Source organism: Mesorhizobium sp. M5C.F.Ca.ET.164.01.1.1, from assembly GCF_004792125.1.
GTDB classification, from domain to species: Bacteria; Pseudomonadota; Alphaproteobacteria; order Rhizobiales; family Rhizobiaceae; genus Mesorhizobium; species Mesorhizobium wenxiniae.
In genome coordinates this window covers 1,179,333-1,195,480 of sequence record NZ_SRTG01000001.1, presented here as the reverse complement: position 1 = coordinate 1,195,480, position 16,148 = coordinate 1,179,333, and the positions used below count along the sequence as shown (strand labels likewise).

At 63.4% G+C, this 16,148-nt stretch carries 15 protein-coding genes; 9 read left to right on the top strand and 6 right to left on the bottom strand.

Annotated features, from left to right (window positions below; genetic code table 11):
- The first annotated feature begins 104 nt into the window (after positions 1-104).
- From EN807_RS05735 to EN807_RS05700, 8 genes are all read left to right on the top strand, one after another.
- Positions 105-1,169, top strand: coding sequence for a spermidine/putrescine ABC transporter substrate-binding protein (locus EN807_RS05735; protein ID WP_135934217.1), 1,065 nt, complete (start codon positions 105-107; stop codon positions 1,167-1,169).
- Between the two features lie 372 nt (positions 1,170-1,541).
- Complete coding sequence (locus EN807_RS05730; RefSeq protein ID WP_127288581.1) at positions 1,542-2,384, top strand: ABC transporter permease; 843 nt, start codon at positions 1,542-1,544, stop codon at positions 2,382-2,384.
- 183 nt (positions 2,385-2,567) lie between these two features.
- Entirely contained in the window at positions 2,568-3,359 is a 792-nt protein-coding gene (locus tag EN807_RS05725) for an ABC transporter permease (RefSeq protein WP_135934216.1), read from the top strand.
- Complete coding sequence (locus EN807_RS05720; RefSeq protein ID WP_135934215.1) at positions 3,356-4,429, top strand: ABC transporter ATP-binding protein; 1,074 nt, start codon at positions 3,356-3,358, stop codon at positions 4,427-4,429. The genes EN807_RS05725 and EN807_RS05720 overlap by 4 nt, the downstream gene beginning before the upstream one ends.
- Positions 4,430-4,446: 17 nt before the next feature.
- Complete coding sequence (locus EN807_RS05715; RefSeq protein WP_135934214.1) at positions 4,447-5,721, top strand: glycosyltransferase; 1,275 nt, start codon at positions 4,447-4,449, stop codon at positions 5,719-5,721.
- 238 nt (positions 5,722-5,959) lie between these two features.
- The gene (locus EN807_RS05710) at positions 5,960-6,310 is read left to right on the top strand and encodes a cupin domain-containing protein (RefSeq protein ID WP_135934213.1); all 351 of its coding nucleotides are present in this window, start codon (positions 5,960-5,962) and stop codon (positions 6,308-6,310) included.
- Between the two features lie 24 nt (positions 6,311-6,334).
- Positions 6,335-6,679 carry a cupin domain-containing protein gene (locus EN807_RS05705; protein ID WP_135934212.1) on the top strand — a complete coding sequence of 115 codons (345 nt, stop codon included), beginning with the start codon at positions 6,335-6,337 and terminating at the stop codon, positions 6,677-6,679.
- Positions 6,680-6,698: 19 nt separating this feature from the next.
- Complete coding sequence (locus EN807_RS05700) at positions 6,699-8,207, top strand: aldehyde dehydrogenase family protein (protein ID WP_135934211.1); 1,509 nt, start codon at positions 6,699-6,701, stop codon at positions 8,205-8,207.
- A gap of 16 nt (positions 8,208-8,223) precedes the next feature.
- On the opposite strand, the gene EN807_RS05695 is transcribed toward EN807_RS05700, so the two are convergent.
- The 5 genes from EN807_RS05695 to EN807_RS05675 form a co-directional block, all read right to left on the bottom strand.
- On the bottom strand, positions 8,224-8,985 hold the full coding sequence (locus EN807_RS05695; RefSeq protein ID WP_135934210.1) for a glucose 1-dehydrogenase: 762 nt from the start codon (positions 8,983-8,985) through the stop codon (positions 8,224-8,226).
- A gap of 10 nt (positions 8,986-8,995) precedes the next feature.
- Complete coding sequence (locus tag EN807_RS05690) at positions 8,996-9,808, bottom strand: ABC transporter permease (protein WP_135934209.1); 813 nt, start codon at positions 9,806-9,808, stop codon at positions 8,996-8,998.
- Complete coding sequence (locus EN807_RS05685) at positions 9,808-10,671, bottom strand: ABC transporter permease (protein ID WP_135934208.1); 864 nt, start codon at positions 10,669-10,671, stop codon at positions 9,808-9,810. The genes EN807_RS05690 and EN807_RS05685 overlap by 1 nt, the downstream gene beginning before the upstream one ends.
- A gap of 76 nt (positions 10,672-10,747) precedes the next feature.
- Positions 10,748-11,911: a spermidine/putrescine ABC transporter substrate-binding protein gene (locus EN807_RS05680; protein ID WP_135934207.1), complete on the bottom strand. Its 1,164-nt coding sequence runs from the start codon at positions 11,909-11,911 to the stop codon at positions 10,748-10,750.
- A complete protein-coding gene (locus tag EN807_RS05675) occupies positions 11,892-13,028 on the bottom strand; it encodes an ABC transporter ATP-binding protein (RefSeq protein ID WP_135934206.1) in 1,137 nt (378 codons plus the stop codon). The genes EN807_RS05680 and EN807_RS05675 overlap by 20 nt, the downstream gene beginning before the upstream one ends.
- A gap of 113 nt (positions 13,029-13,141) precedes the next feature.
- Between EN807_RS05675 and EN807_RS05670 the strand changes: the two genes are divergently transcribed.
- Entirely contained in the window at positions 13,142-13,954 is an 813-nt protein-coding gene (locus EN807_RS05670) for a LuxR C-terminal-related transcriptional regulator (protein ID WP_135934205.1), read from the top strand.
- A 31-nt stretch (positions 13,955-13,985) separates the two neighbouring features.
- Here the strand turns inward: EN807_RS05670 and EN807_RS05665 are convergent, their stop codons facing one another.
- Positions 13,986-16,055, bottom strand: a complete 2,070-nt coding sequence (locus EN807_RS05665) for a 3-hydroxyacyl-CoA dehydrogenase NAD-binding domain-containing protein (protein ID WP_135934204.1) — start codon at positions 16,053-16,055, stop codon at positions 13,986-13,988.
- Positions 16,056-16,148 lie beyond the last annotated feature (93 nt).

Below are 16,148 nucleotides of genomic sequence, written 5' to 3'. Positions count from 1 at the left end.
CGGCAATAAAAAGACCGGGGAACAGGATCGAAGCGGCGGCATGGTCGCAAGCGCTGGTCCGACGATTGATTGAATTCGACGATCAACCAGAATGGGAGTCTGTCATGACCGCCTCAACCCGCCTGCGCCATCCGTTAAAGATATCTTCGGTCGCGCTCGGCCTCGCCCTGGCGCTGTCGGTGCCGGCGGCCGCCGCCGACCTCGTCATTTCCAACTGGGACGGCTACATGGCGCCGGATGCCATGGCCGCCTTCAAAGCCGCAACCGGGGTTTCCGGCGAAGTCGTGGTTCACGCCACCAATGAGGAGATCATGGGCAAGCTCGTGGCATCGGGCGGCAAGGGCTATGACGTGGTCTTCGTCTCCTCGCCCTTTGCCGAAGTGCTGAACAAGCTCGGCCTGATCGAGGCGATCGACCACGCGAAGATCCCCAACCTTGCCAATCTCTATCCCGAGGCGGCGAAGCTGCCGCACGATGCCGGCAACAATTTCTCCGTGCCTTACACTTGGGGCACCACCGGCCTCTGCTACCGCTCGGATCTGGTCAAGACCGAGCCGGCCAGCTGGAACGATCTTCTCGCCCCCTCCGACGACCTCAAGGGCAAGACCACCATGCTGGCGACCGACCGCTGGCTGCTTGCCGCCGGCCAACTCGCCAAGGGCTATTCGGTCAACGAGACCGATCCGGCCAAGCTCGCCGAGATCAAGGACCTGCTGATCTCGGCCAAGAAGACCTTGCTCGCCTATGACGACACCACCTTCTACTCGAAGCTGGTCTCCGGCGAGGCGTTGTTGGTGCAGGCATGGGACGGCTGGTGCAATTACGGCATCGCCGAGAAGCCTGAGATCAAATACGTCATCCCCAAAGAGGGCTCGGATCTGTGGGTCGACACGATGGTGGTGATGAAGGCTTCGGCCAACAAGGACGCCGCCTTCCAGTTCATCAACTTCATGCTGGACACCAAGAACCACGCCTGGGCGGCGCAGAACATCGACTACAAGGTGCCGAACAAGCCGGCTATGGAAAGTCTGCCTGCGGATTTCCTCGCCAAGTTCCCCAATATGAGCATGCCGGTGGCCGAGCTGATCAAGTTCGAGCAGTTGCGCGACGTCGGCGACGCCCAGCGCGACTATTCGAAGATCGTCAGCGAGATCAAGGCCGCGCAGTAGGCGGCAGCTCCGGCATCTGGAATCAGGCTTGCGTTCCTTCACGCCCCCCTCTGGCCTGCCGGCCATCTCCCCCTCAAGGAGGGGGATTGGCTGGTTTTCGGTCGCTCGCCAATCTCCGGCGCAGCGCCCCCTCATCCGGCCGCTTCGCGGCCACCTTCTCCCCGCTGGGGCGAAGAGGCAGACGCCAAGGTCGCCGACCTCCTCTCCCCTCGGGGAGAGGTCGGATTGCCCCGAATTGCTCTTCGCAATGCGGTTGGCAATCCGGGTGAGCGGGCGCCTGTCCAAACAAGATTTCGATGCCTTTGAGATGGCGGGTAGGCCAGAGGGGGGTGCGACATGAGATCGTTCACACCTTCTCGCTCCTCCTTGCTGATGGCGCCGGCGCTGGCCTGGCTCACCGCCCTGATGGTGGTGCCATGCGCGCTGGTTCTGGCGCTCGCCTTCTTCCGGCGCGGCATCTATGGCGGCATCGAATACACCTTCACGCTGGAGAATTTCGGGCTGGTGTTCGACCCGCTCTATGCCGGCATCTTCCTCAATTCGGCGCGCATCGCTGGCACGGCAACCCTGATCGCGGTGGTGATCGGCTATGCCGCCGCCTATGCGATCGCGGCGGCACCCCGCCGGTGGCAGCCGGTATTCCTGTTCTTCGCCGTCTTGCCTTTCTGGTCCAACTACCTGATCCGCACCTACGCCTGGATCGTGCTGCTCAACCGCGAGGGCCTGATCACTCAGCTCTTGCGCTGGTTCGGCTACACCGGCGAGCCGCCGTCGATGCTCTACACCGAAGGCGCCGTCATCGCCGGTCTGGTTTACAATTATCTGCCCTTCGTCATCCTGGCCTGCTACGCGCCGCTGTCGCGGCTCAATCCGGAGCTCGCCGAGGCCTCACGCGACCTCGGCGCTTCGGCCATGACAACATTTCGCCGGGTCATCCTGCCGCTGACGGTGCCGGGCATCGCCGCCGGCGCTGTCTTCGTCTTCGTGCTGTCGATCGGCAATTTCGTCACGCCGGCACTACTCGGCGGCGGCCGCTTCCAGATGATCGGCAATCTCGTCTACGACCAGTTCCTGACAGCCAATGACTGGCCCTTCGGCGCGGCACTGGCAATGGCGCTGATCGCCATCATGCTGCTGGTGCTGACGGCGCAGGCTTTGGCTGCGGACCGCGCCGCGGGCCGTATCGCCGAAGCGAAGGGAGGCGCCGATGGCTGAGCGCGGCCTCCTTTCCTTCCCCCCGTTCACGGGGAGAAGGTGCCCCGAAGAGGCGGATGAGGGGCGGCGCGATCTTCTGCCCTGTTGGGTGCTGCCCCTCATCTGCCTGCCGGCATCTTCTCCCCCTGAACGGGGAGAAGGACGCTGGCCGCTCGCCCACCTCCAGACCATCGGACGTCGGCCATGACTTCATCTCCAGCCCGCATCTTCGGCCTGCGGACGATTCTCGTCCTCGTCTTCGCCTTTCTCTACATTCCGATCGCGGTGCTGGTGGCGCTGTCGTTCAATCAAGGCGGGCTGCCGACCGTCTGGTCGGGATTTTCGCTGAAATGGTACGCCTCGCTCGCCGGAAACGCCGCGATGCTATCCGTCGCCCTCAACACGCTGATCGTGGCGCTCGTCTCGACGGCAATCGCCACCTTGCTCGGCACGCTGCTGGCGATCGGTGTCGAAATGCGCCGACAGTATGGGAGAGGCCTCGAGGCGCTGATCTTCGCGCCGATGATCATACCCGACATCGTGCTGGCGATCGCGCTGCTCAGCTTCTTCTCAATGCTCGATTTCACCCTGGGCCTGCACACCATCATCCTCGCCCATGTGGTGTTCAACCTCGCCTTCGTCTGCTCGGTGGTGCGTGCGCGGCTGAAAAGCTTCGACTGGTCGATCGTCGAGGCCTCAGCTGATCTCGGCGCTTCCGCGCTCACCACCTTCAGGCGGGTGACATTGCCGGTCATCCTGCCGGCGGTCGTCGCCGGCGCACTGCTCGCCTTCACCCTTTCGGTCGACGAATTCATCATCGCCTTCTTCACCTCCGGCGCCGGCCGCGCCTCGACCACGCTGCCGATGCAGATCTATTCGATGATCCGCTTCGGCATCACCCCGGAGATAAACGCATTGGCGGCCATCGTCATGGCGGTCTCAATTACAGCGCTGACCCTGTCGCAGCGGCTCAACCGTGGGGTGATCGGCCAATGAGCGCACCCCGCACGCTGCTGGCGATCGACAGGGTGTCGAAGAATTTCGGCCGGTTGACGGCCGTTGACGGCATCTCGCTCGACATCCGCGAGAACGAGTTCTTTGCACTGCTTGGACCATCGGGCTGCGGCAAGACCACGCTGCTGCGCATGCTGGCCGGCTTCGAGACACCCAATCACGGTCGCATCCTGCTCGACGGCCGCGACATCGCCAGGACCCCGCCCAACAAGCGGCCGGTCAATCTGATGTTCCAGTCCTATGCGCTGTTTCCGCATATGAGCGTCAGGGCCAATGTCTCCTACGGCCTTGAAATGGAACGCTTGCCGGCAAAGGAAATCCGCTCCCGTGTCGACGCCATCCTGGCGACGACCGAGCTCGTCGCCTTCGCCGACCGCAAGCCGGAGCAACTGTCGGGCGGGCAGAAGCAGCGCGTCGCGCTTGCCCGGGCGCTGGTCAAGCGGCCGCGGCTGCTGCTGCTCGACGAGCCGCTCGGCGCGCTCGACAAGAAATTACGCGGCGCCATGCAGCTGGAGCTGAAGCGCCTGCAGCACGAGGTCGGCATCACCTTCGTCATCGTCACCCATGACCAGGAGGAATCGCTTGTCATGGCCGACCGCATGGCGGTGCTGAGAGACGGCAAGCTGCTGCAATGCGACACGCCGCATGCGGTCTACGAGCATCCCGCCGACCGTTTCGTCGCCGACTTCATCGGCGTGATGAATTTCGTGCCGGGCAAGGCCACCGCCGACGGGGTGATGGCAGCGGACGGCACACGGATCGTCGGAACGGTTCCCTCGCCTTTGGCTTCCGGCGCAGCGGCGGTCGCTTCAGTGCGGCCCGAGCGAATCCGGCTTTTCCCGTCGCCAGAGACAGCCAACCGGATCGCCGGCACCGTCGAGGCGCTCGCCTATCACGGGCTCGACCTGCAGCTGCATGTCCGCACCGCTCTGTCGCCAAAGCCGTTCCTGGTGCGCGTCACCGCCGACGCCGCCGACCGGCGGCCGGTCTCGTCAGGCGATGCGGTCGAACTCGGCTGGGATGCCGCCGACGTCAGAATTTTCGCAGATTGATTGGAAGGAGAAGCTTGATGGCTCAGAAGACGATCGCGTTTTTTCCGGAAGCAGCCTACGGCCCGGCGCTCAATTCGGTCGGCATCGCCCAAGCGGTCGAGGCGCACGGCCACAGAGCGGTGTTCCTGTCGGACCCTGGTTTCCTCGATGTCTACAAGGGCTACGGCTTCGAAGCTCATCCGGTGAACCTGTCCGAGCCGATGCCGCCCGAGCAGATGGCCAAGTTCTGGGAAGACTTCATCAACGGCCACATCCCGAACTTCCGCAAGTCGCCCTACGACCAGGTCGACAACTACGTGAAGGATTGCTGGACGGCGATTGTCGACAGCGCCAAATGGGCTGAGAAGGACCTGCCTGGTGTACTTGCGACGATCAAGCCGGATGTCATCTGCGTCGACAACGTCATCCTGTTCCCGGCGATCAAGCAGTATGGCAAGCCGTGGGTGCGCGTCATCTCCTGCTCGGAAAACGAAATCGAGGACGAGGATATCCCGCCGCATCTGTCCGGCTGCGGTGAGAATGACCACGCCTGCCATCGGCGCTACCGCGATCATTTCAACGCGGTCATCAAGCCGATCCATGACGACTTCAACGCGTTCCTAAAGGCGAACAACGAGGCGCCGTATCCGATCGGCCAGTTCTTCGAGGCTTCGCCCCATCTCAACTTGCTGCTCTATCCCGAGGCGGCAAAGTTCAAGCGCCGCCATCCGCTCGACCCGGCAAAATTTCAGTATCTGGAAGGCTGCGTGCGGCAGGAGAAGCCCTACACCGTGCCGACCTTCGCGAAAAACAATGACGGGCCGCTGCTCTACGTTTCCTTCGGCAGCCTTGGCGCCGGCGATGTCGATCTGCTGAAGCGCATCATCGGAACGCTGGGCAAGACGCGCTACCGGGCGCTGGTCAATGTCGGGGGATACAAGGACCAGTACACGCAATTGCCCGAAAACGTCATCGTCGAGAGCTGGTTTCCGCAGCCCTCGGTGATCCCGCAGGTCGATGCGGTGATCCACCATGGTGGCAACAACTCGTTCACCGAGTGTCTCTACTTCGGCAAGCCGGCGATCATCATGCCCTATGTCTGGGATGGCCACGATAACGCGACGAGGGTCGAGGAGACTGGCCACGGCTTCGGCATGCTGCGCTACGACTGGAGCGATGCCGAGCTGATCGCGAAGATCGAAGCGTGCCTGACCGACTCGGCAATCAGGGCCAAGCTGGCGAAAACGTCGGCGCAGATGCAGGCGCAGAACGGTCCCGAGAAGGCGGCGGGTTTGCTGGAGAAACTGCTGTGACCGGGCTGATGGGTATGGCGTTCCTTCGCGCCCCCCTCTGTCCTGCCGGACATCTCCCCCACAAGGAGGGAGATTGGCTATCATCACTGCTTTCGCCAATCGCCAACCTCGCAAATGGGGCGTTCTCAGCGAAGCTGCCGATCTCCCCCCAAGTGGGGGGGATGTCCGGCAGGACAGAGGGGGGCGCCGTAGAGCGAGACCATCGCGAAGTCATGCGTCGCACCGACGGAGCACCCGCATGATCTCCTCCGCGCCGCACCTCCACCAGGCCTCCACCCGCGCCGACCTCATCGACTGGGGCACCCAGCCCAATGCGTTGGAAGGTGCTTCGCACTCGACCGGCAGGCTGGTCCACAAGGGGCCGAACAACCAGCCGGAATCCGGCATCTGGGTCTGCACTCCCGGCCGCTGGCGGCTGGCGATTCCGCGCGACGAATTGTGCCATTTCGTTGCCGGCCGCGCGACCTACCGATCAGATGACGGCGAGGTGATAGACGTCTCCGCCGCCACGGTGGTCATGTTCCCGGCCGGCTGGGCGGGCGAGTGCACCGTCCACGAAACCATTCGCAACATCTACATGCTGGCCTGAAGCCAGCCACTGGAGCTTCACGACATGCCGACACCGATCATGAAATCGCCGCTCGCCCTCACCGACCTGGTCGACTGGGGCGTCATCCCCACCATGATCGAGGGCGAATCCCGCACCTCCGGCAAGCTGCTGCACAAGGGACCGGAGGGCCGCTCCGAATGCGGGCTGTGGGTCTGCACCCCAGGCAAATGGCACTGCCATGTCACCCGCGACGAGTTCTGCCATTTCCTCGAGGGACGCTGCACCTATGTCCACGAATCAGGCGAGGTGATCGAGATCGAACCAGATACTGCGGCGTTCTTTCCGCAGGACTGGAAGGGCGTTTGCAATGTCCACGAGACGATCAAGAAGGTCTACATGATCCGCTGAGCGGGTTGAAAGGAAGACCATGGAATTCTCCGCTGACCGGCCAACCTTTTTCGTCAATCCGGATTATCGGCCGATGACCGGTGCGGCAAAACCAGTAATCGATCCGGCGACGCTCGAAACCGTCGGCGCCATTGCAGCCGCAACCGATGGCGAGATCGACGCCGTGCTCGCCGCGGCGTCGAAGGCGCAAGCCGCTTGGAAAAAACTCGACGCCAAGAGCCGCGCCAGGCATCTGCATGCTGTCGCCAACGCCATCGAGGCGGCCGACTTCACGCGCTGCGCCGAGCTGATGGTGCGCGAGATGGGCAAGCCCTATCCGGAAGCGATCGGCGAGATCGCCAATTGCGCACCGATCTTCCGCTATTACGCCGAAATGGCGCGTGACGACGCCGGCAAGATCGCCGGCACGACGCAGGCCGGTTCGTTCCAATATGCGCGCTACGAGCCCTACGGCACGTCGGTGCATATCATGCCCTACAACTTTCCGATCCTGTTGATGTGCTGGACCGTCGCCGCTTCGCTCGCCGCCGGCAATGCCTGCGTGATCAAGCCGGCCGAGGCGACGACATTGTCGACGCTGGATTATATCAAGGTGTTCCGCTCACTGCCGGAGGGCCTGGTTTCCTGCCTGCCCGGCGGGGCGGCCACCGCACAGGCGCTGATCGCTTCCGACCGTACCCATGCGGTCGCCTTCACCGGCTCGATCGCCGCCGGCAAGGCCGTCGCCGTCGCCTGCGCCGAGCGCATGAAGCCTAGCGTTATCGAGGCCGGCGGCAGCGATCCGCTGATCATCAGCCAACACGCCCCGCTGGACGTGGCGGCGGCCGGCAGCGTCACCGCCGCGTTCCACCTCACCGGCCAGGTCTGCACTTCGGCCGAACGGTTCTTCGTCGTCGATTCCGTTCACGATCGCTTTGTCGATCTGTTTGCCGAGAAGACACGAACGCTGCGCATCGGCAACGGCCTCGACAAGACCGAGATCGGGCCGCTGGTCAGCGAGGCAGCGCGGGCGAAAGTCATGCGGCTGGTCGACGATGCGATCCGCAGCGGTGCCAAGGCGGTCACCGGCGGGCGCATTCCGCCGGCGCACAATGTCGGCTGGTTCTACGAGCCGACGATCCTGACCGGCGTCACCCCCGGTATGACGATCGTGCGCGAAGAGTGTTTCGGACCGGTCGCCGCGATCTGCCGGGTCAAGGATTTCGACGAGGCGATAGAGCTCGCCAACGACAGCCCGTTCGGGCTCGGCGCCTCCGTGTTCACCACCGATCTAGCAGAAGCGCATGAGGCTGCGGAGCGGCTCGAAGCCGGCATGGTCTGGGTCAACAATCCGTTGATCGACAATGACGCACTGCCGTTCGGTGGCTGGAAGGCGTCGGGCCTCGGCCGCGAACTTGGACGCCAGGGGCTGGATGCCTTCCGCCGCTCGAAGATGGTGATCATCGACCACAAACCAGCGATCCAGGACTGGTGGTATCCCTATCCCGACAGCTGGTTCCGCGAAGCCGGCGGCCGCAAGCACGTATGAGTATGAACGGCTGCGGTCAGCCAATGCTCTCGCCGCCGTCAATCACCAAAGCCTGGCCGGTCATGAAGGACGAACGATCGGAGACGAGGAACAGGATGGCTTCGGCTATTTCTTCGGCGCTGGCCCAGCGCTGCATGGGAATCTTGGTGTGGACATAACGTTCGATCGCATCCCGCCCGCCCATCTGGGCGATGAAGGGCTCGTTGAAGGGCGTATCGACCCAGCCCGGACAGAGTGCGTTGACGCGGACATTGTGCGTGGCATAGTCGAGCGACATCTGCCGAGTCATCGCCACCACGGCATGTTTTGAGGTTGCGTAGGCGATCATCTCGCGGTCGTAGAACACACCTGAATTCGAGGCGGTATTCAGGATGACACCGCCGCCCTGTTCGATCATCGACGGCATGACGAGCCTGGCAGCGAGGAACTGCGCCCGCACATTGATCCGCCACGAGGCATCCATGCCGTCGACGCCGACTTCGGTCAGCGTACCGCCGACCTGGACTCCGGCGTGATTGTGCAGGATGTCGATCCGGCCATGTTTGCCCAGGGTCCCAGCGATGAGCTGCTCGACCGCCGCGTCCTCGCCGACATCCGTGGCGATCGCCTCGGCCCGGCCGCCGGCGGCACGGATGTCGAAAGCCGTGGCTTCGCCGGCAGCCTGATCCCTGTCGGCGATCACCACCACCGCGCCTTCCCTGGCGATGATCATGGCACCGGCGCGCCCGATGCCCGACCCGGCGCCTGTGACCACGGCGATGCGACCTTTCAGAATCATGATACGACTTTCAGTTTGATGGTTTGCGTTGGCGCAGTTGCCATTGGGCAAGCACCACAAGCAGCACCGAGGCGACGAGCACGATCGTCGCGATGGCGTTGATTTCCGGAGTGACCCCGCGCCGGATCGAGGCAAAGACATAGATCGGCAATGTCGTCTGTGCGCCGGCGACGAAGAAGGCGACGATGAAATCGTCGAAGGAGAATGTGAAAGCGAGCAGGAAGCCGGCGATTACCGCCGGCATGATCTGCGGCAACACGATGCTGCGGAAGGTCGTCAGCGGGGTGGCGTAAAGATCACTCGAAGCCTCGACCAGATTGCGGTCGAGGCTGCCGAGGCGTGTGCCGACGATCATCGCCACCAGCGCCATGGAAAACAGGCCGTGCGCAGCAATGATCGACCCGTAGCCGAGCGCCAGTCGTGGCGGCTGGTCGTTCGGCCACAGCGACGCGAGAAACGGATTGACGACCCCAAATAGCTGGACGAGCGCGACCAGCGTCGAGATGCCGATGACGACGCCCGGAACGACGATCGCAGCACCCAAAAGCGCATCGAAGACGGCGCGTGTCCGCACGCCGACACGCGCCAGGCCAAGCGCCGCCGCCGTGCCGCACAGCGCCGCGAGCAAGGCGCTGGTGGTGGCGATGAACAGGCTGTTCTTCAGCGCTTCGACCAGGAACGGGTTTGACAGCGCCTTGCCGTACCATTGCACCGAAAAACCGGTGAGCTCGCTGGCGTGGCGGCCGGCATTGAAGGAGAACAGCACCACCAGCGCGATCGGCAGGTATAGGAAGGCAAAGACCGCAACGACGAAGGCGCGCATCAGATCAGGTCCACCCGGCGGGCACCCGAAAGCCGGGTCGAAATGCGGTTGGCGGCAAGCAGCACCACCACCGATACCAGAACCAGCGTGATCGCGATCGCCGATCCGAACGGCCAGTTGCGCGATTGCAGGAACAGGTCGACCAGCGCGTTGCCGATGAAGAAGACCTTGCCGCCGCCGAGCAGCGTCGGGATCAGATATTCGCCGAGCAGCAGGATCATGACCAGCGAGAAGCCGGTCATCACACCCGGCAGCGACAGCCGCAGCGTCACGCCAAGGAATGTCGAGATGGGGGTTGCGCCGAGATCGGCGGAAGCTTCCAGCAGCCGGCGATCGAGCCGCTCGAGGCTGACATAGATCGGCAGGATCATCAGCGGCAGATAGCCATAGACGATGCCGAGCAGCACCGCGCCCGGTGTGTTGATCAGCCGCACATCTTCGAACCCGACATAGGCCAGCAATGCCGGGATGCCGCGCCCGCCCAACACATACATCCAGGCATAGGTCCGCATCAGTAGGCTGGTCCAGAACGGGATAACGACGAGCGCAAGCAGGATCAGCCGCCACCGCTCCGGCGCGCGCAAGGAGAGGTAATAGGCGACCGGATAGGCGACGAGGAGACAGGCCAAGGCACCCGCCGGCGCCAGCACCATTGTGTTCCAGAAGGCGGTCGCCCGCGCCGGAAGATTGACATATTGCGTCAAGATGAAAGCGGCCTGATAGCCGCCTTCCGGCGCCCGCTCGCCAACGCTGAAAACGGCGATCGCGACGAACGGCAAGACCAGAAACACCACCAGCCATGCGGTTGCTGGACCGAGCAGCAGAGCGGTCAGCAGATTGTGACGAAGGACATTGCTGCGCATTGAAAAACCGCCCCGCTGCCGGCGGACATCTGCCCGCCGGGTGAGTTGCCTGCATCGGACCTATGGCCCGCCCGGTTCAAGCCGACTTGAAGCGGGCCATCAGTTCGGCCCGGCCCGGATCGGTCAGCGTCGCGGCAGCACCGAATTCCAGCGGCTTCAGCAGTTCCGCCGCCGGGTAGAGGATCGGATTGTCCAGCACCTCCTTGGGCAGCAGCGCATTGACCCGCGCATCGGTGGAAGGCGCACCGTTGGCCAGGTGCTCCTTGACCGCTACTTTCGGGTCCATCAGGTAGTTGAGCAGGGCATAGCCGGCGGGCTTGTTGGGCGCATCTTTCGGAATGGCGTAGAAGTCGGTCCAGATCTCGCCGCCCTCCTTGCCAAGCACATAGGCGATCTCGGGAATGTCGCGGTGAAGCTGCGCCCCGTCATTGGTCCAGCACATCGTCATCCAGGCGTCGCCGGCACGCATCGACGGCTGATAATCGCTGGAAACCGCGAACAGATGCGGCTTAACCTTCAGCAGCAATTCCTCCGCCTTGGCGAGTTCGTCCTGCTTCAGCGAGTTGAACGAGAACCCGAAATATTTCAGCGCATTGCCGATCGTGGTGAGCTGGTAATCATGAACCATGGTCCGGCCGTCACCCTCCGCCATCGCCGTGTCCCAGAATTCCTTCCAGCTCGTCATCGGCTTGGTCAGCTTCTTGGTGTTGACTGCAAAGCCGGTGGTGCCCCAGTTCTTCGGCACAGCGTAGGTAACGCCGTCGATCGTGCCTTCCCCGGTGAAGCGCGGGTCTTGTTGCGAGCCGTCGAAATTGGCGAGCTTGGCCATGTCGAGCGCTTCGATGATGTCGAGCTTCTTATAGGTGGAGATCGTGTAGTTGGTCGGCACGAAAAGGCTCCAGCCAGAAGCGCCGGCCTGGAGCTTGGCCAGCATCTCCTCGTTTGACCCGAACACATTGACCTCGACGGCGACGCCCGTATCGGCCTTGAAATTCTCGAACGTCGCCGGGTCGTGGTAATTGGGCCAGGTGGCGATCGACATGCGGTCGCCGAGACCCTCCTGGGCGAAAGCCGGCGAGGGCATAATGCCGAGCTCGCGGGCCATCACCGCCGTTGCGATGCCAAGACCGGTGAGGCCAAGGAAGTCGCGGCGGCCGATGGAACCGCGCTTGAGGCGCATCAACTGATCGACGAATTTTTCAGGGCTTATCGGCAGTCCGTCACGATATGATTTCGGCATGTTTGTTTTCCCTCTGGTTGGTCCCGTTGTTCTTGGGGTCCGGAAACGCGAGCGGCGTTCCGGCTGTAAAGCCGATGGCGACGGGTTCACCCGGCTTGAAGAGATTTTTACTGCCGATCAGGTGATCGGCCTTGGCGAGCAGCGTTCCGATACCCCCGACCTCGATTGCATATTCCGCGGTCGAGCCCAGAAAGATCCGGTTGCGGACAATGCCGTTCAGCCGGCCGCTTCCCGGCGCGCCGAGGCTTAGAGATTCGGGACGCAGGCTGACCGCAACGGCTTCGTCCTGCCGCAGCGAAGTCCGCTTGCGCGCGGCAATGACAGTGCCGTCGGCAAGCGCCACCTCGACGAGGTTGCCCGAATGCCCGGCGACCTTGCCGCTCAAGAGATTGGTCTTGCCGACGAAGTCGGCGACAAACAGGTCGGCGGGCTCGTCATAGATTTCGCTGGGCTGTCCGAGCTGGACGATGCGCCCGCCATTCATGACGCAGACGAAATCGCTCATCGACAGGGCTTCTTCCTGGTCGTGCGTGACAAGGACGAAGGTGATGCCGATCTCGCGCTGCAGGTTCTGCAACTCTATCTGCATGTCGGTGCGCAGCTTCTTGTCGAGCGCCGCCAGGGGCTCGTCGAGTAGCAGCACCGCCGGCTTGTTGACCAGCGCGCGCGCCAGGGCGACACGCTGCTGCTGGCCGCCGGAAAGCTCGTGGATCTTGCGGCGGCCGTAGCCGGCAAGCCGCACCATGGCGAGCGCCTCGCCTGCCCTCAGGCCGATCTCCCGCGACGACAGCCGCGGCCTTGCCTGGCGCAGCCCGTAGGCGATGTTGTCCTCGACATCCAGATGCGGGAACAGCGCATATTGCTGGAACACCATGTTGACCGGCCGCCGGTACGGCGGCGTGCCGGCCATGTTGCTGCCACGGATGAAGACTGCACCTTCGCTTGGCTGTTCGAAGCCGCCGATCATGCGCAGGCACGTTGTCTTGCCGCAGCCGGACGGCCCGAGCAGAGCGACAAAGGCAGACGGCGGGATGGCAAGATCGATGCCGCTGACCGCAGTCACGCTGCCGTAGCGTTTGGTGACCCCGCGAAATTCGATATCTGGCACTGCGGTCAAAGCTGCGGGCTCCAGCGAAGGCGATTTTCACGACGCTATCAGAGCCAACGGTGACTAGTATATACCTCGCAGGTGGTATATTCGGTCTATTTTCTCGTTTAAAGGGGTATAAATTGAGCGGATCGCGCGGCGACGAATACAATCAGCTCGCTGCGCTCATCGCTGCGACACGGGAGACGAGCGGCGAGCTTTTCGGCAAGGCGATGGTCACCTGGCTCCGGCAGCATGTCAGCTTCGATCACTGTGTGGTCTTCGGGTATCGCGGCGCCTCGCGCCCGCCGCTGCTGTTCGAGACGTTCTCGCCAGCCGAAAGCCACGTCTTCGTCGCGCTCTATCAGGAGGGGCCTTATCTGCTCGACCCGTTCCACCACGCGGCGGTCGAGCGCAAGGAAGGTTTTTGGCGCATGCGCGAGCTGGCGCCGGACCGCTTCTATGCCAGCGAATATTACCGCTCCTACTATAGCCAGACCAAGCTGGCCGAAGAGGTCGGCTTCTTCGTGCCGCTGCCGGGAAAGGACGCGCTGGTGGTCTCGCTGATGCGACTGCATGCTTCGGGACCCTTCGGAACCGCCGATGCCAGATTGCTGCGCGACATGGCTCCGGCGGTGATCGGTTTCGCAAGGCTGCGCTGGCCGGCCCTTCCGGCCGACGAACCGGCAGAGACGAAGCAGGACGAGGCGATTGCGCCGGTCAACGAGTTCGAACGTGCTCATATCTGGAAGAGCCTTTCGCTCACACCGCGCGAAAAGCATGTCGTCGATCTGGTGCTTCAGGGGCATTCGACGGAATCGATAGCCAGGGCGATGCGCATCGTACCGGGAACCGTAAAGGTCCACCGCCGCAACATCTATCGCAAGCTCAAGATCAAATCGCAGGCTGGTCTTTTCGCGCGTTTTGTCGAGATCATGGACGCCCGGATTCGGTAGTCCACGATTTTCTAAAATGGCCTCGCTCAGTTTAGCTGGCGACGCCTTCCCAGGCGCCGGTTTCAGCCATCTGTCTGAGCAGCGGCGCCGGCTTAAAAAAATCCTTGCCGGTCCGCTCGTGCCAGTGGTCCAGCCGTCCGATGATCTTGTCGAGTCCTTCGAGGCCCGCCCAGAACATCGGCCCGCCCTTGCCCACCGGAAAGCCGTAGCCGTTTACCCAGACGACATCGATATCGGAGGCGCGGGCAGCTATCCCTTCCTCGAGGATCTTCGCCCCCTCATTGATCATCGGATAGAGCGTCCGCTCGATGATCTCGTCAGCGCTGATCGCGCGCGGCGCGATGCCCTTCTCGGCAGCCTTGTCGCGGATTAGCGCTTCGACCTCGGGATTGGGAGCCGGCGTACGCGAGCCGTTCTCGTAGAGATAAAAGCCTCTGCCGGTTTTTTGGCCGAAATGCCCCTGTCCGCACAGCGTGTCGGCGATCATTGCCGTCTGGCCGCGTGCCTTGCGGTTGCGCCAGCCTATGTCGAGGCCGGCGAGATCACCCATCTGGAACGGCCCCATCGGCCAGCCGAAATCGGTGAACACCCGGTCGATCTGCTGTGGCGTTGCACCTTCCAGCAAAAGCGCCTCGGATTCCGTGCCCCGCGCGGCCAACATGCGGTTGCCGACGAAGCCATGACAGACGCCGACCACGACCGGCACCTTGCCGATCCGTCGCGCCAGTTCGACGATTGTCGCCAGCACATCGGGCGCGGTCTTCTCGGCGCGCACGATTTCCAACAGCTTCATGACGTTGGCCGGCGAAAAGAAATGCATGCCGACGACATCCTGCGGGCGCGAGGTCGAGGCTGCGATTTCGTTGACGTCGAGATAGGAGGTGTTGGTGGCCAGGATCGCGCCTGGTTTGGCCACCGCGTCGAGCCTGCCGAACACATCCTTCTTGATCGCCATCTCCTCGAACACCGCCTCGACGATCAGGTCGCAATCGACGAGGTCGGCATAGTCGATAGAACCCTTGAACAGGGCGAGCCGCTGCTGTTTGACCTCTTCGCTGAGCGAGCCGCGGCTGACCGACACGGCGTAGTTCTTGTCGATCATCGCCAGCCCGCGTTGCAGCGCTTCCTGCGTCGCCTCCAGCACGGTGACGGAGAAACCGCCATTGGCGAACGTCATGGCAATGCCGCCGCCCATGGTGCCGGCGCCGATGACGCCGACCCGCGCGATCTTGCGCCTGACGATATCCTTGCCGGCTACCTTCGCCGCCTCCCGCTCGGCGAAGAACAGATGACGCTGGGCGCGCGACTGGTCGCCTGCAACGAGCTTGACGAACAGTTCGCGTTCCGCCGCCAGCGCTTCTTCGAACGGCAGGGCGATGGCGTTGCGAACCGACTGAGTGCAGGCGATCGGTGCTTCGAGGCCGCGCGCCTTTTGGGCGAGTTCCGCCGCTTGCCTGTCGAATGCAGGCAATTCGGCCCGGTCGAGACGGCCATCCCGTTCGCGCACCGGCGTGAACGGTCCACCCTTGCCAGCCATTTCGCTAGCGAAACGAACCGCCTGCGCGGTCAGGGCGCCGTCGAAGACGGCGTCGATCAGGCCGGCGGCAAGCGCCTCGGCCGCGCCGATCGGCGTTCCCGAAACGATCATGCTGAGCGCCTTGAGCGGCCCGACGAGGCATGGCAGCCGAACCGTGCCGCCGCCTCCCGGCAGCAGACCGAGCTTGACTTCCGGCAGGCCCAGCCTGGCCCCAGCGTCGGCAATGCGGAAATGGCAGCCGAGCGCCAGTTCCAGTCCGCCGCCGAGCGCCGTGCCGTGGATGGCGGCGACCGTCGGCTTGGCGATGGCTTCCAGCTCGGCAATGATGGCGCGCAGATCCGGCTGCTGCACCGGCTTGCCGAACTCGGTGATGTCGGCGCCGGCGACGAAGGTCCGCCCGGCGCAGGCGATAACGATGGCCGCGACATCAGGCCCGTCGCGCAAAGAGACAAGCGCCTGCATCAGCGGCTCGCGAACATGGAAGCTCAGCGCGTTGACCGGCGGATTGTCGATGGTCACGACGGCGACGCCGCCGTCCCTTGTAACGCTCACGAAATTGGACACGCAAACCTCTCGCAATGATGTCGACCGACAACGCGACGGGATTTACAGGGCCGATGCCCGGAAGGGAACCCGACGTTTTCCGGCAGGCTCTCA